The 19844-nt window shown below is 71.0% G+C and carries 18 protein-coding genes and 1 tRNA gene; 10 read left to right on the top strand and 9 right to left on the bottom strand.

Annotated features, from left to right (window positions below; genetic code table 11):
- Positions 1 to 52: 52 nt before the first annotated feature.
- Entirely contained in the window at positions 53 to 1663 is a 1611-nt protein-coding gene (locus tag NR792_RS39625) for an SPFH domain-containing protein (RefSeq protein WP_375757868.1), read from the bottom strand.
- 369 nt (positions 1664 to 2032) lie between these two features.
- On the opposite strand from NR792_RS39625, the gene NR792_RS39620 reads away from it, so the two are divergent.
- The 7 genes from NR792_RS39620 to NR792_RS39590 all read left to right on the top strand — a co-directional run bounded on the left by NR792_RS39620 (position 2033) and on the right by NR792_RS39590 (position 7403).
- Positions 2033 to 3394 carry an IscS subfamily cysteine desulfurase gene (locus NR792_RS39620; protein ID WP_375761761.1) on the top strand — a complete coding sequence of 454 codons (1362 nt, stop codon included), beginning with the start codon at positions 2033 to 2035 and terminating at the stop codon, positions 3392 to 3394.
- Positions 3395 to 3511: 117 nt separating this feature from the next.
- Positions 3512 to 3904 (top strand): Fe-S cluster assembly scaffold IscU, encoded by a 393-nt coding sequence (iscU, locus tag NR792_RS39615; RefSeq protein ID WP_120553652.1) that lies wholly within the window; start codon positions 3512 to 3514, stop codon positions 3902 to 3904.
- Between the two features lie 46 nt (positions 3905 to 3950).
- Positions 3951 to 4334 carry a HesB/IscA family protein gene (locus NR792_RS39610; RefSeq protein ID WP_375757867.1) on the top strand — a complete coding sequence of 128 codons (384 nt, stop codon included), beginning with the start codon at positions 3951 to 3953 and terminating at the stop codon, positions 4332 to 4334.
- Between the two features lie 107 nt (positions 4335 to 4441).
- The gene (hscB, locus tag NR792_RS39605; protein ID WP_375757866.1) at positions 4442 to 4990 is read left to right on the top strand and encodes a Fe-S protein assembly co-chaperone HscB; all 549 of its coding nucleotides are present in this window, start codon (positions 4442 to 4444) and stop codon (positions 4988 to 4990) included.
- Positions 4987 to 6831 (top strand): Fe-S protein assembly chaperone HscA, encoded by a 1845-nt coding sequence (gene hscA, locus NR792_RS39600; protein ID WP_375757865.1) that lies wholly within the window; start codon positions 4987 to 4989, stop codon positions 6829 to 6831. The genes hscB and hscA overlap by 4 nt, the downstream gene beginning before the upstream one ends.
- 3 nt (positions 6832 to 6834) lie before the next feature.
- Positions 6835 to 7212, top strand: a complete 378-nt coding sequence (locus NR792_RS39595; RefSeq protein ID WP_375757864.1) for a 2Fe-2S iron-sulfur cluster-binding protein — start codon at positions 6835 to 6837, stop codon at positions 7210 to 7212.
- Between the two features lie 107 nt (positions 7213 to 7319).
- A tRNA-Leu gene (locus NR792_RS39590) sits at positions 7320 to 7403 on the top strand.
- 73 nt (positions 7404 to 7476) lie between these two features.
- Here NR792_RS39590 and NR792_RS39585 read toward each other — a convergent pair.
- Both NR792_RS39585 and NR792_RS39580 read right to left on the bottom strand, forming a co-directional pair.
- Positions 7477 to 8559: a lysylphosphatidylglycerol synthase transmembrane domain-containing protein gene (locus NR792_RS39585; RefSeq protein ID WP_375757863.1), complete on the bottom strand. Its 1083-nt coding sequence runs from the start codon at positions 8557 to 8559 to the stop codon at positions 7477 to 7479.
- A 20-nt stretch (positions 8560 to 8579) separates the two neighbouring features.
- Entirely contained in the window at positions 8580 to 10034 is a 1455-nt protein-coding gene (locus NR792_RS39580) for an alkaline phosphatase family protein (RefSeq protein ID WP_375757862.1), read from the bottom strand.
- 291 nt (positions 10035 to 10325) lie between these two features.
- Here NR792_RS39580 and NR792_RS39575 point away from each other — a divergent pair, with 291 nt between their 5' ends.
- A complete protein-coding gene (locus NR792_RS39575; RefSeq protein ID WP_375757861.1) occupies positions 10326 to 11504 on the top strand; it encodes a BamA/TamA family outer membrane protein in 1179 nt (392 codons plus the stop codon).
- 29 nt (positions 11505 to 11533) lie between these two features.
- On the opposite strand, the gene NR792_RS39570 is transcribed toward NR792_RS39575, so the two are convergent.
- From NR792_RS39570 to fni, 5 genes are all read right to left on the bottom strand, one after another.
- Positions 11534 to 12613, bottom strand: a complete 1080-nt coding sequence (locus NR792_RS39570; protein WP_375757860.1) for a mevalonate kinase — start codon at positions 12611 to 12613, stop codon at positions 11534 to 11536.
- A 623-nt stretch (positions 12614 to 13236) separates the two neighbouring features.
- Positions 13237 to 14223 carry a diphosphomevalonate decarboxylase gene (mvaD, locus tag NR792_RS39565; protein ID WP_375757859.1) on the bottom strand — a complete coding sequence of 329 codons (987 nt, stop codon included), beginning with the start codon at positions 14221 to 14223 and terminating at the stop codon, positions 13237 to 13239.
- Positions 14220 to 15158: a mevalonate kinase gene (gene mvk, locus NR792_RS39560; RefSeq protein ID WP_375757858.1), complete on the bottom strand. Its 939-nt coding sequence runs from the start codon at positions 15156 to 15158 to the stop codon at positions 14220 to 14222. Before mvk ends, mvaD begins: the two co-directional genes overlap by 4 nt.
- Before the next feature lie 106 nt (positions 15159 to 15264).
- Positions 15265 to 16593 carry a hydroxymethylglutaryl-CoA reductase, degradative gene (locus NR792_RS39555; RefSeq protein ID WP_375757857.1) on the bottom strand — a complete coding sequence of 443 codons (1329 nt, stop codon included), beginning with the start codon at positions 16591 to 16593 and terminating at the stop codon, positions 15265 to 15267.
- A 33-nt stretch (positions 16594 to 16626) separates the two neighbouring features.
- Positions 16627 to 17685 (bottom strand): type 2 isopentenyl-diphosphate Delta-isomerase, encoded by a 1059-nt coding sequence (gene fni / locus NR792_RS39550; RefSeq protein ID WP_375757856.1) that lies wholly within the window; start codon positions 17683 to 17685, stop codon positions 16627 to 16629.
- 151 nt (positions 17686 to 17836) lie between these two features.
- Here fni and NR792_RS39545 point away from each other — a divergent pair, with 151 nt between their 5' ends.
- Both NR792_RS39545 and NR792_RS39540 read left to right on the top strand, forming a co-directional pair.
- On the top strand, positions 17837 to 18256 hold the full coding sequence (locus NR792_RS39545) for a hypothetical protein (RefSeq protein WP_171437172.1): 420 nt from the start codon (positions 17837 to 17839) through the stop codon (positions 18254 to 18256).
- 145 nt (positions 18257 to 18401) lie between these two features.
- Positions 18402 to 19358, top strand: coding sequence for a zinc metalloprotease HtpX (locus NR792_RS39540; protein WP_375757855.1), 957 nt, complete (start codon positions 18402 to 18404; stop codon positions 19356 to 19358).
- Between the two features lies 1 nt (position 19359).
- Here the strand turns inward: NR792_RS39540 and NR792_RS39535 are convergent, their stop codons facing one another.
- Positions 19360 to 19764, bottom strand: a complete 405-nt coding sequence (locus NR792_RS39535; protein ID WP_375757854.1) for a nuclear transport factor 2 family protein — start codon at positions 19762 to 19764, stop codon at positions 19360 to 19362.
- Between the last annotated feature and the right edge of the window lie 80 nt (positions 19765 to 19844).

The raw sequence follows: 19844 nt of genomic DNA, 5'->3' as shown, positions 1-19844 counted from the left end.
GCGTCCGGACCCTGTGGAGGCCCCCTTCTATATGCGGAGGCAGGGGACGCGGCTACCCCACAGGCACCTGCGAAGGGGAAGCAGGCACCTTCAGGCCCGCGGAGCGCGCCAGCCCCATCACGCCCTCCACGGCGGCGGCGATGTAGCCAAAGGGGTTCGCTCCATCCACCGCCGTCACGTGCACCTCGCCCATCTGCTGCTGGAAGGCCGCCGCCACCTGCGGCAGCTGCCGCGCCAACGTCAGCTGGATGACTTCCGGGCTCACCGAGTTCTCGATGTCGCGCAGCGCCTTCGCGCGCTCCATCTCCAGCCCCTGCTGCGCGCGGGTGCGCCGCAGCTCCAGCTCCGCGATGCCGGTCTCCGCCTCCGCGATGGACTGCTTCGCCAGCAGCACCTGGAGCCGGGCGGACAGCTGCTCGGCCTCCTGCCGGGCCTCGGCGAGCTGTACCTCGTGACGCGCGGCCTCCGCCTCCTGCTGGCGGCGCAGCCGGTCCAGCTCCACCTGCGCCTTGGCGGCCTCCGCGTCCTGTTCCCAGCGCAGCTGCTCCAGCCCACCCTGGGCGCGGTTGTACGCGAGCTGCCGCTCGCTCGTGAGCCGTGCCTCCTCCAGCCGCGCGTCCGTGGCCAGCGCCTCCAGGCGGGCCTGCTCCTTCAGAGCCTGCGTCCGCGTGCGGACCTCCTCCTGCGCGGTCAGCCTGGCGAGCGCCACCTCGCGCTCCACGGACGTGCGCTCCTGCTGCTGCTGGCGCACCTGCTCCATCTTCGCCTGCGCGAGCCGCGCCTCCACCGCGAGCTGCTCCAGCCGCGCCTGCTCCTCCGTGGCCTGGGTGCGCTGGCGGACCTCCTCGCGCGCGGCGAGCTTCTGGAGGTTGAGCACGCGCTCGGCCTCCGTCTCCTCGCGCTGGACGAAGCGCTCCTTGGCCAGCTCCGCCTCGCGCGCCTGCCGCTCCTGTTCACGGCGGAAGCGGGCCTGCATGTGCTCGAAGACGGCGGAGGACAGGACGCGCACGTCCTGAATCTCAATCGTGTCCAGCAGCACGCCCCAGCCCGTGTCGGTGCGGTCCTCCAGCCGGCCCCGCCCGGAGAGCACGGGGGCAATCTCCCGCATCAGCTCCTCCGCGATGCCCTCCTTGCGCCGGGTGAGGCACTCCTCCACGGAGAGGTTCGCCACCAGGCGCCGGGCCGCGCCCACGAACATCTCCCCCAACAGCTCCGCCAGCTTCTCCTGCGCGCGCTCCGGGTAGCTGAAGTTGAGCATCCGGAAGGCCACCAGCGGATCCGCGATGCGGTACACCGCCAGGCCCGTCACCGCGACGCCTACCTTCTCGCTCGTCACCTGATCCGCGGTGAACTGGAGCCGCTGGATGCTGGTGGGCACGATGGCCACCGAGTCCCCCGGCAGCTTGAAGCAGCTGGCGCCCTGGCCGCTCACCTCGCGCACGCGACCGCGGCGCATGTGGATGAGGAACTCGCTGGGCCGCGCGGTGATGAGCCCCCACTTCTTCACCTTGTCCGGGTCCTCTGCGGGCTTGCCCGCCCGCCACCCGTCCGAGTAGCGGGAGCGCTCCAGGCCTCCCTCCAGGCGGATCAGCGACGGCCGTCCCATCTCCTGCTGCATGTCCTGGGCGTTGTTCCGGGCCTGCGACTTCGCGTTGGCGCTCATGTTTGGCACCCTCCGCGTCCGCTCCAGTGCAGGCGCCCGGCCATGTCCCCCAGGGCCACGAAACGGGCACTTATGGGCGCGCGAAGCGCCGTTTTGGCTCACCCCGCTCCATCCCGGCGCGGCCGGAGTGCTCCACTCCGGAGGAGGGTTGAACCAGGCCGGCCCACCCGCGACCCGGTGCGTCGGAGAAGGGGGCATGGCGCCTTATGTTCCCTTGACCCGAGGGGGGTCGATTTTATAATTGACCAGTCCGGTCCACATTCGTGTGGGCCCATGTAGACCCTGCCGCTGCGCGCGGACCCACCGCGTCGCCGGGGAGCGGAGGGATGTCCCATCCTCCCGCGTCACTTCTTTTCAGAGGAAGCCATGCTGAACCTGCCCATCTACATGGACAACCACGCGACCACCCCGCTCGACCCGCGGGTGCTGGAGGCGATGTTGCCCTACCTCCGCGAGGACTTCGGCAACGCGGCCAGCCGCAACCATGCGTTCGGCTGGAAGGCCGAGGCCGCGGTGGAGAAGGCGCGCCGGCAGGTGGCGGACCTCATCGGCGCGTCGGAGAAGGAGATTGTCTTCACCTCCGGCGCGACGGAGTCCGACAACCTGGCCATCAAGGGCGTCATCGAGTTCTACAAGTCCAAGGGCGACCACATCATCACCCTGAAGACCGAGCACAAGGCCGTCCTGGACACCTGCAAGCGCCTGGAGCGCGTGCGCCAGGAGCGGCTGGACGAGCTCAAGCTCTTGCGCCTGGGCCAGCTGGCCGAGCGCGACGTGTCCGCCGAGGAGCTTCCGGATCTGTCCGCGAAGTTCAACATCGACGCGGACGAGACGTACAAGAAGTGGGCGGAGCTGCCCACGGGCGGCGCGCGCGTCACCTACCTGGACGTGGAGAAGGACGGCCGCGTGAGCCTGGAGAAGCTGGCCGCGGCGATGACGCCCAAGACGGTGCTCGTCTCCATCATGTTCGCCAACAACGAGATCGGCGTGGTCCAGCCGGTGGCGGAGATTGGCAAGCTGTGCCGTGAGAAGGGCGTCCTCTTCCACTGCGACGCGGTGCAGGGCGTGGGCAAGGTGCCCTTCGACGTGGAGAAGATGAACGTCGACCTGGCCTCCATCAGCGGGCACAAGATGTACGGCCCCAAGGGCGTGGGCGCGCTCTACGTCCGCCGCAAGCCGCGCGTGCGCATCGCCCCCATGGTGGACGGCGGCGGCCACGAGCGCGGCATGCGCAGCGGCACCCTGAACGTGGCGTCCATCGTCGGCTTCGGCGCGGCGGCGGAGGTGGCGAAGCAGGACCTGCCGGAGGAGTCCGCGCGCCTGCTGCGCCTGCGCGAGCGGCTGCGCACCGGCATCATGGAGCAGCTGGACATGGTGACGGTGAACGGCAGCCTGGAGCACCGCATGCCGGGCAGCCTCAACATCTCCTTCTCCTACGTGGAGGGCGAGGCCCTGATGATGTCCATCAAGGACGTCGCGGTGTCGTCCGGCTCCGCGTGCACGTCCGCGTCGCTGGAGCCCTCCTACGTGCTGCGTGCCCTGGGGGTCGAGGAGGACATGGCGCACAGCTCCATCCGCTTCGGCCTGGGCCGCTTCAACACGGAGGAGGAGGTCGACTTCGTCATCCGGCTGGTGGTGGACAAAGTCCGCAAGTTGCGAGACATGAGCCCCCTGTACGAGATGGCCAAGGAAGGCATCGACCTCAAGAGCATCGAGTGGACCGCCCACTAGGCGCTCCCCTCCCCTCAAGACTTCCCGCCGGGCACGGAACCCCCCGCCCGCCCGGCCGCGCATCGGTTGCCCGGATGGCGCATCAGTTCAAGCGTTGGATGAAGGAGCGTTAAACGCATGGCTTACAGCGAGAAGGTCATCGAGCACTACGAGAACCCCCGCAACGTGGGGACGCTCGACAAGAACGACCCGAACGTCGGCACCGGCCTCGTGGGCGCCCCCGCCTGCGGCGACGTGATGCGGCTCCAGCTGAAGATCAGCGACTCGGGCGTCATCGAGGACGCGCGGTTCAAGACCTTCGGCTGCGGCTCCGCCATCGCGTCCAGCTCGCTCGTCACCGAGTGGGTCAAGGGCAAGACGGTGGATCAGGCCATGACCATCTCCAACAAGGACGTGGCCCGGGAGCTGGCGCTGCCCCCGGTGAAGATCCACTGCTCCGTGCTGGCCGAGGACGCCATCAAGGCGGCCATCGAAGACTTCAAGAAGAAGCGCGCGTCGCGGCAGGCGTAGCGTCAAAGAGCTCGCGGCACTTCTTCCAGGAACCGAGGACGACCCCATGAACGAGCAGGCCCAGACGACCCAGGCCCCTCAGGCGCCCCCCAAGCCGGCCCCCAAGGGCATTGGCCTGTCGGACAGCGCGGTGGCGCGCCTCAAGCAGCTCCTGGCGGAGCGGCAGACGCCGGAGGCCGGCCTGCGCATCGCGGTGAAGGGCGGCGGGTGCTCCGGCCTCCAGTACTCCATGGAGTGGGCGGAGAAGTCCCGCGAGCGCGACAAGGTGTTCGAGCGCGACGGCGTGCGCGTCTTCGTGGACCCGAAGAGCTACCTGTACCTCATCGGCACGGAGCTGGTGTTCGAGCAGACGCTGATGGCGTCCGGCTTCAAGCTGAACAACCCCAACATCAAGGCCGCCTGCGGCTGCGGAGAGAGCTTCTCCGTCTGAAGCCTGAAGCAGCCTTCCCGCCCGCCCCGTTGGTCAGGGAGCGGGCAGCAGGGGTCCGGCCCGGTGCCGGGCCCCTTTTTCGTTTCCCCCGTGAGGATGTGCGCACCGTGAGGACCCACTTCGACGTGTTCGGGCTGCCCCGCTCCCACGCCGTGGACGTGCCGGCCCTGGAGAAGCAGTACCGGGAGCTGTCGCTCCAGCTGCACCCGGACCGCGTCGGCCCCGGTGACGCGAAGGCGCGCCTGGCCGCCGTGGAGGGCACCACCGCCCTCAACGAGGCCTTCAAGACGCTGAAGGACCCGGTGCGCCGCGCCTTCTACCTGCTCAAGCTCCACGGCGTGGACCTGGACCGCGAGGACGCGGGCGCCCAGAAGGACATGCCCCTGGCCTTCCTGGAGGAGGTCATGGAGTTGCGCGAGGCCCTGGACGACGCCATGGCGGCGAAGGACCTGCCGAAGGCGCAAGGGATGGCGAAGGACGTGGCGGGCCGCAAGGCGGCGGCGCTCCAGGAGGCCGTGGCGGCGCTCGGCGCGCTGGAGGGCGCTGGGGATTCGCCGGACGGGGTGAGAAAGGCGTCGCACGCGCTGGGGCGGGTGCGCTACTTCACGCGCTTCCTCGAGCAGGTGGACGCGTTCGAGGAGGAGGTGCTCGCGTGAGCAACAACGGCTATCTGCAGATCCACGACCCGCTCAAGCCGAAGGGCCACGTGGTGGGCATCGACCTGGGCACCACGCACTCGCTGGTGGCGTCCGTGACGCAGGGCAAGCCCCGCTGCGTCCCCGTGGACGAGGGCGACTCGCTGCTCCTGCCCTCCGTCGTGCACTACGGCAAGGACGGCGGCGTGGTGGTGGGCGCCCGCGCGCGCAAGCTCGCGGCCGAGGCCCCCACGGACACCATCGTGTCCGTGAAGCGCTTCATGGGCCGCAGCCCGGACGACCCGGAGACGCGCAAGCTGGGCCACTACGACTTCGCCCCCGGCGCCAACGTGGTGCGCTTCAACGTGGCCGGCGGCCAGCCGGTCACGCCCATTGAAGTCTCCGGTGAAATCCTGCGCACGCTGAAGCGCCGCGCGGAGGCGCACTTCTCCGGCAAGGTGGAGCAGGCCGTCATCACCGTGCCCGCGTACTTCGACGACGCCCAGCGCCAGGCCACCCGCGACGCGGGGAAGCTCGCGGGCCTGGAGGTGCTGCGGCTGCTCAACGAGCCCACCGCCGCCGCGCTCGCCTACGGCCTGGACAAGGGCAGCCAGGGGATGTTCGCCGTCTACGACCTGGGCGGCGGCACGTTCGACATCTCCATCCTCAAGCTGGAGGACGGCGTCTTCGAGGTGAAGTCCACCGGCGGTGACTCCGCGCTGGGCGGTGACGACTTCGACCGCGCCATCGCGCAGCACGTGCTCCAGAAGCGCGGCGTGCAGGCCCCCTCCCCCTCGCAGGTGGCGGAGCTGATGGCCGCCGCCCGCCGCGCGAAGGAAGCGCTCACCGACGCGGCGGAGGTGACGCTCAGCGTGGAGGGCCACTCCCAGCCGGTGTCCCGCGCGGACTTCGAGGCGTGGATCCAGCCGCTGGTGGCGAAGACGGGCGCGGTGTGCCGGCGGGCCCTGAAGGACGCGGGCGTGGCGGCGGGCGAGCTGGACGGCGTCATCCTGGTGGGCGGCTCCACGCGCGTGCCCGCGGTGCGCCGCTTCGTGGCGGAGCTGTTCGGCCGCGAGCCCCTGGGCGACATCGATCCGGATCAGGTCGTGGCGCTGGGCGCCGCGGTGCAGGCGAGCCTGCTGACTGACGGCGACCGCCAGGACGAGGTGCTGCTCCTGGACGTCATCCCCCTGTCGCTGGGCCTGGAGACGATGGGCGGCATCACGGAGAAGCTGATTCCGCGCAACTCCACCATCCCCACGGCGGCGGCGCAGGTGTTCACCACGTTCAAGGACGGCCAGACGGGCCTGGACGTGCACGTGGTGCAGGGCGAGCGGGAGCTGGTGCAGGACAACCGCAGCCTCGCGCGCTTCACCCTCTCCGGCATCCCCTCCATGGCGGCCGGCATGGCCCGCGTGGAGGTCCGCTTCCAGGTGGACGCGGACGGCATCCTGTCCGTCACCGCGAAGGAGCAGACCACCGGTGCCGCGCAGGCCATCACCGTGAAGCCCAGCCACGGCCTGACGGAGGAGGAGATTGAAAAGATGCTCCTGGACTCCATCGACTTCGCGGAGGACGACATCCAGGCCCGCCAGCTGCGCGAGCAGCAGGTGGAGGCCGAGCGCGTCCTCTCCGAGGCCGACCGCCAGCTGCGCGAGAACGCGTCCCTGCTGGAGCCCGGCGAGTCGGAGGCCATCCAGGCCGCCATGGCCCGCGTGCGCGAGACGGCCGCCGGCAAGGACTACCTGGCCGTGAAGGAGGCCCTGCACGCGCTGGACGAGGCGTCCCGGGGCTTCATTGAACGGGTCATGAACCGGGCCATCACCCAGGTGGTGTCCGGCCATTCCGTGGAGGAGTACTGAGCCGTGCCCAAGGTCACCTTCAAGAGCCCCCTGGCGGAGGTCGCCGTGGACGTGCCTCCGGGCACCACCCTGCTGGACGCCGCGGAGAAGGGCGAGGCCCAGGTGGGCCATAGCTGCGGCGGCGTGTGCGGGTGCTCCACCTGCCATGTCTGGGTCCGCAAGGGCCTGGACTCGCTGAGCGAGCAGCGGGACGACGAGATGGACCGCCTGGACATGGGCTTCGACGTCCGGCCGTACTCCCGCCTGTCCTGCCAGACGGAGGTCGGCGCCGAGGACGTCACGGTGGAGATCACCGAGGAGTCTCTGGTCGCCTTCATGGACGAGAACCCGGTCATCCGCCGGAAGCTCGAGTCCGAGGGCCGCTGGCCCCTGAAAAAGTAGGCGGAGAAGTAGGCCGCCGCGCGGGTTGAAAAAGGGTGTTGACCGGGCGGGGGAGGTTCTCTATACGTCTCGCCCATCGCGGCGCCGCAAGGCACCGCGAGCCACCTGCCCAGGTGGTGGAATTGGTAGACACACTAGATTCAGGGTCTAGCGCCTGCAAGGGCATGGAGGTTCGAGTCCTCTCCTGGGCATGAAGTAAACGAAGGGCCCCGACCACAAGTCGGGGCCCTTTTTGTTTTCCCGCCCTGCCCTCTTCACGCGGGCTCAGGGCGGCGCGGGCTCCACGGCCTCGTGCGCCACGTGGTGCGCGGCGGCGTTGGCCAGCCGGCCGCCCTTGCGCAGGTCGCGGATCCGCAGCTTGGACTTGTGCACGGACCAGGCACCCACGGCCACCTGGCTGATGACGGTGCCCAGGTGGGTGAGCGTGGCGAAGGCCGCCGCGTCCTCCGGACTGGAGCCCAGCGCGCGCGCCGCCCAGCTCGTGACGAAGTAGTAGATGCCCATGCCCGCCGGGACGCCCGGCAGCGACTGTCCCAGCGAGATGGCGCCCAGCACCACCGCGCCCGCGAAGAGGCCCCCGGGGATGCGCACGCCGCGCAGCGCCAGGCCGTACGCCAGCGCGGAGGCGCACACCGGGAAGATGGAGAAGAAGAACACCTTCGCCATGCCCTTGAAGGAGCGCGCGGTGCCCAGGCCCTCGCCCACGTGGCTGAGGAAGCTGTCCACGCGGGGCAGGCTGTGGCGCTGGTGCAGCCAGCGGCCCAGCGGCGCCGCCCAGTGGGCCAGCAGCACCACCAGGGCGACCAGGCCGATGCACAGCGACACCGCCACCTCCATCTCCGTGCGGAAGTGGGCCATGGTCGCGCCGAAGGGGCCCAGGAAGGACAGGGCCACCAGCAGCATCAGGCAGGCGAACTCCATCAGCTTGCACACGCCCACGGAGCCCAGGCTGCGCACGAAGGGGATGTGGTGCGTGCGCGACAGGAGGAAGGAGCGCGTCACCTCCCCCAGCTTTCCCGGCAGCGCGTTGTGCACGAACACGCCGATGCCGACCATCTGGAAGCGGTCCTTGAACGGGATGGGCTTGCGCAGCGTGGCCTGCCACTGCACCGCCCGGAGCGGCACCAGCGACGCCTGCAGCAGCATGAACGGCACCAGCCACACCAGGTGCCCCGGCAGGTCGCGGACGAACTTGTCCAGGGGGAAGCGCGGCGTCAGCAGGTCGCCAGTCCCACTCAGGTTCCATTTGAAGAACGCGGTGGAGAGCAGCAGCACGGACAGGACGAGCCCCACCACCGCGCCCAGCACCTTCAGCCACGTGCGTCCACCGGCGTTGGGAAGCCGCATGGTCCTCCCCTTCGTCATGGTCAATGCAGGATCCGCGGTGAGCCGGTGTCCAGGTAGGCCTCCGCCAGCCGCTCGTGCAGCCTCGCGCAGTGGCTGAGGCCGGACAGGTCCACCGGGCCGTTGGCGGGCCACATCACCAGGCTGTCGGACTCCACGCGCGTGAGGCCGCCGTGCGAGCCGAACTCCCACGCGAAGCCCACCGTGCCGCCCTTCTGGACGGCCTCACCGAAGAGGACCAGGTCCCCCGCGGTGTCCATGCGCGGCAGCCCGTGGAGGAAGTCCGCCACGGCGCGCCGGCTGTACTCGGTGGTGAGCGGCGCGCGGTCCAGGTCCTCCGGGCCGTAGACGCCCCCGCCCATCACCACGACGGCCTCCGCGCCCCGGCGCATCGCCACCATGCCGATGTCCGGGTTGTTCGTCGCCCGCGCCAGCACCTCCGGGTGACGCGCCAGCAGCTCGCGCGCCTCCAGCGGCGCGGGCCGTCCGCTCAGGTACACGTGGGCGAAGTTGCCGGCCTCCACCACCACGGGGATGAAGGGCTCACGCGCGGCGGTGTCCGGTGCGGGAGGCGTGCGGCCATCCAGCAGGCCCCGGCGCACGTCGTCCCTCAGCGGCGGCACCTCGCCCTCGAAGAGCACGGCCTCCAGCCGGCGGCCCTGGCGCTGCTCCAGGGGCAGGCTGTCCACGTGGCCGTGGTCGGACAGGAGGATGACGTCGTAGGGCTCCGGCGCGGCGCGGGCCACGGCGAACAGCTCCGAAAGCGACGCGTCCACCCGGTGCAGCTCCTGCATCGCCAGCTGCGAGCGAGGGCCCCGGCGGTGCGCCACCTCGTCGTAGTTGCCATAGACCAGGTAGATGAGCGGCACGCCGCGCACCATGTCCACCAGGGACTTGGTGTACGCGAAGCTCCAGCCCAACCGCTGGAGGAGGATGCGGCTCAGGAGGAAGCCCTGCTCGTGGCGCCAGTCGTTGAGGGCGCGCGCCCACTGGCGCACCTCGCGCACGGCCTGCCAGGACTCCATGCCGAAGGAACGCAGGAAGTCCCATGCGCCCTTCGTGCGCGCGGACCCCAGGCCCTGCATCTCGTACGCGAACGAGCGCGCCATGAGCTTGAAGCTCGACAGCGTGCTCATGCACATGCGGTTCATGGCGCCCGCGTGGAAGAGCGAGAAGTAGGTGTGGCCGCCGTGATCCAGCAGGCTCGTGCGGCCGTGGCCCCGCAGGCGCGCGTCAATGGCCATCGCGTCGCCCGGCGTGTTCATCTGCACCTTGCGGCCGAGCGCCCGATCGTACCAGCTGTAGCCCGGCAGGTTGGGGTGTTGCAGCCCGTAGAGCAGCCCCGCCTGGAAGAAGGGCGTGGACGTGGGCGCGCCCCAGAACGCGTTCTCCAGGTGATACGCGCCAGAGCGGACCAGCTGTGCGACAAAGGGCATTCGCCCCGTGACAATGGCCTCGTCAAGCAGCGCCTTGGGCACCCCGTCCAGGTGGACGAGCAGAGCGTTCCGGGGCCGACGCGCCGCCGCGGGCGGAACTTTCGAGCCAATCCTCCGGACAAGGGTGTTCGCCCAATTTCGTGAATTCTCGCTGACGAGCTCGTTGAGACTTTCGCGCACGTTGACGGCTCCCCCATCCCCCAAGGCAAAATGGGCATTCAGGGGGACAGGAGCTTCCGAGGCCGCGCTGCTCTCTTGGAGAGCAGGCGGGCGGAAAGGGTTCCTGTCCCGGGCTGGAATCGATGCGCCCCCTCGGGGCTTCACGGGGTTTCGATGCTGGCTCCAGTCCTTTTTCTGTTCTTCCTGCTGCTGTCCTTGAGCGCCATGGCGGCTGGCCGCACCGCGCCCGGGCTCGGGCCGGTGAAGCAGACGCCGACGATGGACGGCATCGCGCTGCCCCTCTTGAGCTTCAGCTCGGATCAGGGCTTCGGCTACGGCGCCGTGGGCGGCATGTACCTGTACGGCGACGGCACCAGGAAGCCCTATGCGCATGCCCTGTCCGCACAGGTGTTCTTCACCGCGCGCGGCGCCATGAATCATTACCTCCGCTACGACGGCCCGCAGTTGCTGGGGCCCCTGCGGCTGGAGGGACGGCTGGAGTACCGCCAGGAGAAGAGCAGCCCCTTCTTCGGCGCGGGCAACCTGTCCGCCCCGGACTTCCGGGGCGACGTGGACGACGAGCGGTACAACTACGACAAGGGCTCGCCGGGCCTCTGGGTGCGGCTGCGCGGGCGGCCCTTCGGTGAGAAGCACCCGTTCCAGTCGTACGTGGGCTACGGCTGGCGCTACACCCGCGTGTCACCCTACGAGACGTCCATCCTGGCGCAGGAGAAGCCCATCGGCATCGAGGGCGGGCCCAGCGGACAGCTCCTGGCGGGCGCGCTCTGGGACACGCGCGACGACGAGTCCGACCCGACGTCTGGTGGCGTGGAGGAGGTGGCGCTGCGCGTGTCGGGCCTGGCCACCTTCAGCCGCTACCAGTACGCGGGCGTGACGCTGAGCGAGCGCCGCTACATCCGCATCACGCCGCGGCTCGTGTTCGCGCAGCGGCTCACGCTGGACATGCTGTTCGGCGAGGTGCCGTTCTTCGAGTGGATGACGACGGGCGGCGTCAACGTGTCCGAGGGCATTGGCGGCATGAGCAGCGTGCGCGGCATCGAGCGCAACCGCTTCGCCGGCAACGTGAAGGCCTTCAGCAACTCCGAGCTGCGCTTCCAGGCGGCGCGGATGGCCTTCTTCGGGCAGCCGCTGGCGCTGGGCGCGGTGGTGTTCCTGGACCTGGGCCGCGTGTGGCATCCGGGCGTGACGGACGGCAAGTGGCATGAGTGGCACCCGGGCATCGGCGGCGGCCTGCGCTTCTCGCGCCGCGCGGCCGTGGTGCGCATGGACTACGCGCGCTCCACCGAGACGGGCCGTCAGCGCTTCTACATCACGTTCGGTCACATGTTCTAACGGCGGGCCCGGGCGCGCGCCGCACGTTTTCAGGTGAGCGCGTCCACCCAGCCGCGAAGCCGCGCATCCACCTGCGCTTCGCCGCGCACGCCGGGCTCGACGTCCAGCGTCAGCGTGAGGAAGCCGCGCGACTCCAGCCCCTGGCGCAGGGCTTCACGCGCCTGCGCATCCGGGGCGAAGAGGATGCAGCCGTCGCCTCCGCCCGCGCCGGAGAGCTTGCCCGCGCAGTGGTAGGACGCGGCGATGGCGAGCACGCGGCGCATGCCTTCGGTCTCCAACGGGCCCAGTTCCAGCAGCAGCGCGTGCTGGGCCTTCACGGCCTCGGAGAACGCACGGAAGTCGCCGCCGCCCAGGCCGTCTTCAATCGCATGGCCCAGCGCGTCCGAGCGCTCCACGAAGGTCTTGCGGCCGGCTTCCGCGAGTCGGGCCTCCACCTGGTCGATGAGGAGCTTGGTGGACGCGCTCTCGCCGGTGAAGGCGTAGAGCATGGACACGCGGGGCACGGGCATGCGCCAGAGGTCCACCGGCGGGGACTCCGCGAGCGCGGCGTTGAAGCGGCCGGTGTTGGCGGCGTTCGCGAGCGCGGTGATGTCGTAGCGCCGGTAGCGCACGGCGCCGCCCGCGAAGCTCGTGGCCACGTCGCCGCCGCTGCCCTTGCCGCCCTGCCCCAGAGTGTGCGCGGTGAGCGCGAGCTTCAGCACGTCGAACTTCTCTTCCAGCACGTAGCGCGCGGCCTCCGCGGCGAGCACCGTCGCGGACGCGCTGCCGCCGATGCCCAGCTTGTGGCCGCCCGGGCCCAGCGCGCCCGGCGCTACCGCGAGGTCGAAGCCCACGCTCGCGCGGCCGTGCGCGCGCAGGGCTTCATCCAGCGTGCGGGCGACGAAGGAGAAGCCGGCGGGCACGTCGCGGTCCCACTTCACGCCCCGGGGCGTGGTGAGCCCCTGGAGCGTTCCTTCCTCCAGGCAGATGTGCACGCGCGAGTCCTGGCGCCTGCGCACATAGGCGGCCGTGCGCGGCGCCACCGCGGCCAGGCGCGACACGCCGCCCCACAGCACGGCGTACTCGCCGGAGATGAACAGCTTGCCCGGTGCGGAGAGCGCTCGGTCCATCCGTGTGTCACCTCTTCCACGCGTGACGTGCCGTGTCTCGGCGCGGCGCGTTCATGGGAGTCCAGCCGACTTCCAGGCCGTGCGCCGTACCGTCTCACGGCGGCGATGGCCTTGCGAGGCACATCCCGGCAGGCGCCGACCCTGTCAGCCTTCAGCGCGAGGCCTTGAGCCTGGGCGCCCGGCCACGACCGAGTCCGCGATTTCGAAAGTGACCACCCGAAGTCCGCGGACCTGAGTCCCGCCCACTTCCCGCCCGTCGGCGGACCCCAACTGGTCCGACTGTCGGACAGGTTCGGGCATGACCGCCCCAAGCCCGCTGACATTCACCCGGTCCGCATCCCGCCTGGCGGTACCCAACGGGTCCGACTGTCGGACAGGTTCGGGCACGGCCGCCCCATGCCTGCTGCCCCTCATGGGGCCACTCCCAGCCTGGCGGCTCCCAACGGGTCCGACTGTCGGACAGGTTCAGCCATGACCGCCCAAATCCCGCCCGGCGGGTCCCAACGGGTCCGACTGTCGGACAGGTTTCCACTGCCTGGATGCCGACGACGAGCCCGTCCACGTCGGGCGACAGGGCGCATCCACTGGAGCCGCATGGCGGCTCCAGCGACGTGCGCCGTCCGTCAGAACAAGTGCTCGGAGAGAAGCGTCGCGTCACCGCCGGGCACGCAGCGCACCACATCCACGGCTCCACAAGCGCGGGCCAGGGCCTCCGCCGCGACCTCGTGCGCCGCGTCCGTCAGCAGCACCGGGTTCGGGCCCGCGTCGAGCGTGAACCACACCGGCACGCCCTTCTTGCGCTGCTCTCGCAGGTGCTGGATGAGCCCCAGCGTCGCCGAGCTCAGGTAGCAGAGCGGCGGATCCGCCGCGAGCGAGGTGCTGTGCATCCGCCACGCGTTGCGCTCGCACAGCTCGCCCAGCGCCTCCAGGTCCTTCCTCGCGATGAGCTCGCGGGCCCGAGGCACCTCGGCCTCCGCGTCCTTCACCCACGCCGGGTAGTAGGGGCTCGTCTCCACGGTGTTCTTCATCCCGTCCCGCGACTTCACCTCTTTCTCGCCGCGGTCGACGATGGCCACCACCATGCGCAGGTCCGCCCAGTGCCCCGCGTCGAAGCGCTGGAGGGCGTAGCTGTCCTCGCCGTCCGCGCGCTCGCCGCGCTGCCACTCGCAGAAGCCGCCCTGCACGCTGCGGCACGCGGAGCCGCTGCCCCGCCGCGCCAGGATGCTGGACGCCCGCGTGTCCGCCGGCAGTCCCGCCGCCGCGCGCCCCGCCACCGCCAGCGCCGCGAAGCCCGCCGCGCTGCTCGCCAGCCCCGCCGCCATGGGGAAGTCCCCGCGCGACACCACCTTCGCGGGCCCCAGGTCGCGCCCCGCCTGCACGCGCACCGCGTCCAGGAGGCGCAGCACGCGGTCGCGCTCGCTGCCCTTCGCCGCGTGGCCGTGCAGTTCCACCGTGTCCGACGGCGCGCCGAACTCCACCGTCGTCGTCACGTGGATGGGCGCCAGCGTCAGCGACAGGCTGGACTGATGCGGGAGGATGAGCGCTTCGTCCCGCTTCCCCCAGTACTTCACGAGCGCGATGTTGGGATGCGCCCGGACCGTTGCCTTCATGGAATGTCTCCCTGGGCCCGCGGCCCCGCGAGCTGGCTCGCGAAGCAGCGCACGCCGTCGCGCGTCAGCCGCGCGACCACGGGCTCCGGTTCGGAGAAGAGGCCGATGACCGCGCCACCGTCACCTCCCGCTCCGGTGAATTTGGCGCCCAGCGCGCCCAGCGCGCGCAGCCGGAACACCATGTCCTCCAACGCTGGCGACGACAGGCCCAGCGCGTTCAGGAGGCCCTGGTTGACGTTCATCGCGTCCCCCAGCCCCTCCAGGTCCCCCGCCTCCACCGCCTTCGCCGCGTCGGTGACGAGCCTCCCCACCTGCCCGAAGAGCCGCTTGTAGCGCTCCGGCCACCGCGCCTGCCGCTCGCGCAGCGCCCCCACCGTCAGCTTCGTGGGACTGCGCGCGCCCGCCAGCGCCACCACCACCGACACCGGCCGCGGACTCTTCAGCTCACGTGCCCGCCCGGTGACGCCCGCCGGCGCCTGCACCCGCCGGTAGAGGATGAGCTTCTCCTCCGCGCTGGTGGTGTGGTCCACGCCGGACGGCGTGCCGTGGAACTCCTGCTCCATCTCCCACGCCAGCCGCGCCGTCGCCTTCGCCGTGGGCGCCTGCCCCGCCGCCTGGAGCAGCACGCGGGAGGTGGCCACCGCTAGCGCCGCGGAGCTGCCCAGCCCCGCGGACAGCGGCAACTGCGGCTCCAGCGTCACCTTCACCTTCGGCTCGCCCACCAGCCTCGCCGCCCGCGCGAAGGCCTTGCGCATCATCCGCTTCTGCGCCGCGTCCGCCGTCACCGGCACGTCCAGCACGCACGAGCGGGAGGGCACGCCGCGCGCCACCACGCCGATGGTCAGGGGGCCCGCGATGGCCGGGTAGCCGTACACCACGCTGTGCTCGCCCAGCAGGATGACCTTGCCGGCACCGAAGGCGACCAGGGGATTCATTGCGGAAGTCATGGCACCAGGCAGGCGAAGGGACGGGCGCTTTCTTTCCGCGCCCCGCCCCGCTCCGTCAAGCGCTCCCGCGTGGGGAGCGCCCGGGGGTCGGACGTCAGCCGTTGGTGAGGGTGGCGATGGCGGGCGTCTCCGGGGGCAGGCTCGCGAGGATTTCGCGCGCCTTCTCCACCTTCACGTGCCCCGCCTTCACCAGCAGGTTGGCCACCTTCTCCACGTCTCCGCCGCGCGCGCCCGCCGTGACGGCGACGCTGCGCGCGTGCATGGCCATGTGGCCCTTCTGGATGCCCACGGAGCCCAGGGCCCGCAGCGCCGCGAAGTTCTGCGCCAGGCCCACCGCCGCGAACACCATGGACAGCTCACGCACGCTCGTCGCGCGCATCAGCTTGAGCGCCACCTGCGCGCCCGGGTGGATCTTGATGGGGCCGCCCACCATGCCCAGCGCCAGCGGCAGCTCGATGCGGCCCACCAGGTGCCCCTCCTCCAGGTACCAGGTGGACAGCGGCCGGTACTGCCCGCCCCGGCACGCGAACGCGTGCGCACCCGCCTCGATGGAGCGCCAGTCCTGCCCCGTGGCGATGGCCACCGCGTCGATGCCGTTCATCACGCCCTTGTTGTGCGTGGCGGCGCGGTACGGGTCGGCTTCCGCGAAGCGGCTCGCCTGCGCGATGCCCTCGGCGATCTCCTCGCCCGGCAGGCCGAAGTCCGCCAGCAGCGGCAGCGGGATGCGGCACGTGGCGCGCGCGAGCCGCTTGTCCGCCAGGTTCGACAGGATGCGCAGGTAGACCCGGCCGCCCGTGACCTGCTCAATCAGCGGCGCGACACCCTCCGCCATGGTGTTGATGAGGTTCGCCCCCATCGCCTCCTGCGCGTCGATGAGCAGGTGGACGATGAGCAGCGGCTCGCCGCGCGGCCCCTCGGGCGCGGGCAGCAGGCGCACCTCCACGTCCTTCGCGCCGCCGCCGCGGGCCACCATGGCCGGGTGGAAGCTGTTGGCCAGGGCGAGGATCTGCTCCTTCGCGTCCAGGATGCGCTCGCGCGCGATGCCGGCGTCTCCGTAGTTGGAGACCTGCACCTGGCCGATCATCATCGACTCGTCGGCCTCCGCGGTGAAGCCGCCCGCCTCGCGGACGATCTTGGACGCGAACGACACCGCCGCGACGACGGAGGGCTCCTCCACCGCCATGGGCACCAGGTAGTCGCGCCCGTTGACGTTGAGGTTGAGGCCCAGGCCCAGCGGCAGGGAGAACGTGCCCACCGCGTTCTCAATCATCTGGTTGGCGGTCGACAGGTCCAGGCCGCTCTCGCCGCGCAGCTGCTCCAGCTCCGCCTCGGTCAGCCGGAACATCTGGCCGATGCGCGCCAGACGCTCCTCCAGGGGCAGCTTGTGGAATCCGGCGAGCCGGGACGTCACGGTGTCAGACATGTTCTTCCTTCCCAACCTGGGATCCACCCGGCATCACAACGCCGCCAGCCAATCCTTCAACGCGCCGGTCAACACGCGGGGGCGCTGCCGCAATTGCGCGACGGAGCGGCTGCCCGTCAGCACCAGCGCCTGCCGCAGCCCCGTGAGGATGACCTTCAGCGCCTCTTCAGCGGCCGGCAGTCCGCCCTGCTGCTGGGCCCGGAACAGCGGCAGCGCCATGCCCGCCAGGTCCGCGCCCAGCGCGAGCACCTTCGCGGACTCCAGCCCGCCGCGCACCCCGCCGCTGGCCACGAGCCGCACCTCCGGCCCCACCGCCTTGCGCACGCTGGCGATGGCCGCCGCGGTGGGGATGCCCCAGCCGCTGAACTCCGCGCCCACCTGCGCCTGCGAGCCCGCCGCGCGAAGCTGCTCCACGCGCACCCACGACGTGCCGCCCAGCCCGGAGACGTCCACGTTGCGCACGCCCAGCTCCACCAGCCGCCGCGCCACGTCCGGGCCGATGCCGCACCCGGTCTCCTTCACCAGCAGCCGGTCGCCAAACGCCCGCGCGAGTTCCTCCACCACGCGGTAGCCGCCCCGGAAGTCGCGGTCTCCCTCGGGCTGCGTCAGCTCCTGGCCCGCGTTGAGGTGCAGCGCCATGCCGTCCGCGCCAATGGCGTCCATCAGCCGCCGCACGCCGTCCACGCCCAGGCCAATGGCCTGATAGAGCCCGATGTTGCCCAACAGCGCCACCGTGGGCGCCACGTCGCGCACCGCGTAGGACGCCGCGCGAGCGCTGTCCTCCGCCATCGCGCGCTGGCTGCCCACGCCGAAGGCCAGGCCGTGCCGCTCGGCGAGCAGCGCCAGGTCCCGGTTCACGGCCCCCGCGCGGTCGGTGCCCCCCGTCATCCCGGTGACGAGCAGCGGCGCCTGGAGGCGCTTGCCCAGGAACGGCGTGGACAGGTCCACGTCCTCCACGGCCATCTCCGGCATGGCGCAGTGGATGAGGTGCACGTGCTCCAGCAGCGTGGAGTTCTGCGCCGGCTCCACGTCGCCGGTCGCGCACAGGTCGAGGTGGGCATCCTTCCGCCTGGCTGTCGTCTCGTCGCCCATGTCCCTGAATGCCGCCCGCGCTGTCGCTGCAAAAAACGTGTAAGCCTGGAAGGTCCTTGGGTTCCTAGCAAGTGCCCGGGCCGGGGTGCAAGCCAAAGGGCCCCAGCGGTCGCCCCCGGGGCGCGGATGGACGCGGTGGCTTCTGGACGGTATGAGCCACCGCGTGAGCACGCCGGAGAACAGGGTCGTCGTCTTCCTGCACAGTGGCGAGTACGACCGGGTGCACCAGGGGCTCTCCATCGCCGCGGCGGCGACCGCGGCCGGACGGCGCGTGGAGGTGTACCTGTTCTGGTGGGCCCTGGAACGCTTCCTGATGGACAGGCTGGACGAGCCGGACTTCACCGGCCGCGAGGACGTGGCGGACCGCTTCGAGGCGCGCGGCATGCCCACCGTGCGCGCGCTCCTGGAGCACGTGCGCGAGTCCGGCCTGGGCACGGTGGCGGGCTGCACGGGCTCGCTCGGTGCCCTGGGGAGCGAGTCGAAGGCGGGCGACAGTGGCATTGACGTCTGGCTCGGTTGGAGCGCCATCCTCCAGCGTACGGCGGGCGTGACGGATCGTTTCTACCTTTGAGACGAGCGGTGCCAGGGGCCATGGGCCTCCGGGGTAGCTTGGACCCGTTACGTTGACGCCCCCTTGCGCCTGCTTACGTTTCGTGTGGCCCCCTTGACGGGGCGAAAGGCACGGAACGAGGACCATGGCTTGGCGTGACCCCCACATGACATCCCGAGGACCGGCGGCACCGGCGCTCAAGGGCGGCGGGTGGCACCGGCTGGGCAACGCATTGAAGACGACCGTCCTCCTGGCGGGCTTGACGGGCCTGGTGCTCGTCATCGGCCAGCGGCTAGGCGGCGCGCAGGGGCTCGCGATGGCGGGCCTCTTCGCGGTGGTGATGAACTTCGGCTCGTACTGGTTCAGCGACCGCATCGCGCTGGCCATCCACGGCGCGCAGCCGCTGCCGTACGAGCAGGCGCCGTGGCTGCACGAGATGGTGGAGCGGCTGGCCGCGAGAGCGGGCATGCCGAAGCCGAAGGTGTACCTCTTGCCCACCGCGCAGCCCAACGCGTTCGCCACGGGCAGAAACCCCAGCCACGCGGCCGTCGCGGTGACGGCGGGCATCGTGGACATCCTGGACCGGCGCGAGCTGGAGGGCGTGCTCGCGCACGAGATTGGCCACGTGCGCAACCGGGACACGCTCATCGGCACGGTGGCGGCGACGCTCGCGGGCATCATCAGCTACGCGGCGCAGATGCTCTTCTGGTTCGGCGGCAGCATGCTCAGCCGCGGCGACGACGAGGAGGGCGGCGGCCTGGCGGGAGCGATGTCCAACCTGGGCCTGCTCCTGGTGGCGCCCATCGCGGCCACGCTGCTGCAGCTGGCGGTGAGCCGCTCGCGCGAGTACGGCGCGGACGCCACGGGCGCGGAGCTGTGCGGCGACCCGGATGCGCTGGCGAGCGCGCTCCTGAAGATGGAGCGCGGCGCGGAGGCCATGCCGTACGACCGGGCGCCCGCGACGTCGCACCTGTTCATCGTCAACCCGCTGCACCACGGCGGCGTGATGTCGCTGTTCTCCACGCACCCGCCCATCCCGGAGCGCGTGCGCCGGCTGCGCGAGATGAGCGCGCGGATGGGCCACGGCACGCGCTCCCGCGGCGGCTGGGAGTACGCGTACTAGGTCAGAAGGGCTGGAAGCAGTCGTAGTTGCGCTGGGAGACGATGCGGCCGTCGCGGAAGGTGAAGAACATGCCCAGCGACGCCCGCATCGTCCCGCCCGCGGGCAGGCTTCCCACGGGCACCCGCAGCGTCGCGCTCCACTCCGCCTCCACCGCCACGGTGTCTCCCACGCAGAGCTCGGAGGTCACCTCGTAGCGCTGGGCCGCCACGGCCTTCTGGCCCCGCTCCGCGGAGGCCAGCAGCGCCGCCAGGTCGCGCGTCGTCCCCTGGGGCGTCAGGCGGTTCGGGTACTCGTGCTGGCGCACCTCCGGGTGGAAGAAGGCCGCGAGCGCCTCCCCGGTCGCCCCCGCTTCGAGGGCCTGCAAGTAGCGCCGGGTGAACTCCAGGTTCGGCGAGGGCTGGGACATGGCGGGCTCCCTGGACCGGGCTTCAGGAGGAATTTCCACAACCCCGGTTTCACAACCGTCATTGCACAACCCAAGTTGTG

It is taken from the genome of Corallococcus exercitus, assembly GCF_042231735.1.
Taxonomy (GTDB): domain Bacteria; phylum Myxococcota; class Myxococcia; order Myxococcales; family Myxococcaceae; genus Corallococcus; species Corallococcus exercitus_B.
This window is presented reverse-complemented; position numbering and strand designations above follow the sequence as displayed.

Bases quoted from the DNA above. Each gene is read 5' to 3' on its own strand.
- NR792_RS39625 (WP_375757868.1), bottom strand. From the start codon at position 1,663: ATGAGCGCCAACGCGAAGTCGCAGGCCCGGAACAACGCCCAGGACATG.
- iscU (WP_120553652.1), top strand. From the start codon at position 3,512: ATGGCTTACAGCGAGAAGGTCATCGAGCACTACGAGAACCCCCGCAAC.
- NR792_RS39610 (WP_375757867.1), top strand. From the start codon at position 3,951: ATGAACGAGCAGGCCCAGACGACCCAGGCCCCTCAGGCGCCCCCCAAG.
- NR792_RS39585 (WP_375757863.1), bottom strand. From the start codon at position 8,559: ATGCGGCTTCCCAACGCCGGTGGACGCACGTGGCTGAAGGTGCTGGGC.
- NR792_RS39575 (WP_375757861.1), top strand. From the start codon at position 10,326: ATGCTGGCTCCAGTCCTTTTTCTGTTCTTCCTGCTGCTGTCCTTGAGC.
- NR792_RS39570 (WP_375757860.1), bottom strand. From the start codon at position 12,613: ATGGACCGAGCGCTCTCCGCACCGGGCAAGCTGTTCATCTCCGGCGAG.
- mvaD (WP_375757859.1), bottom strand. From the start codon at position 14,223: ATGAAGGCAACGGTCCGGGCGCATCCCAACATCGCGCTCGTGAAGTAC.
- mvk (WP_375757858.1), bottom strand. From the start codon at position 15,158: ATGAATCCCCTGGTCGCCTTCGGTGCCGGCAAGGTCATCCTGCTGGGC.
- NR792_RS39555 (WP_375757857.1), bottom strand. From the start codon at position 16,593: ATGTCTGACACCGTGACGTCCCGGCTCGCCGGATTCCACAAGCTGCCC.
- fni (WP_375757856.1), bottom strand. From the start codon at position 17,685: ATGGGCGACGAGACGACAGCCAGGCGGAAGGATGCCCACCTCGACCTG.
- NR792_RS39545 (WP_171437172.1), top strand. From the start codon at position 17,837: ATGAGCCACCGCGTGAGCACGCCGGAGAACAGGGTCGTCGTCTTCCTG.
- NR792_RS39540 (WP_375757855.1), top strand. From the start codon at position 18,402: ATGACATCCCGAGGACCGGCGGCACCGGCGCTCAAGGGCGGCGGGTGG.
- NR792_RS39535 (WP_375757854.1), bottom strand. From the start codon at position 19,764: ATGTCCCAGCCCTCGCCGAACCTGGAGTTCACCCGGCGCTACTTGCAG.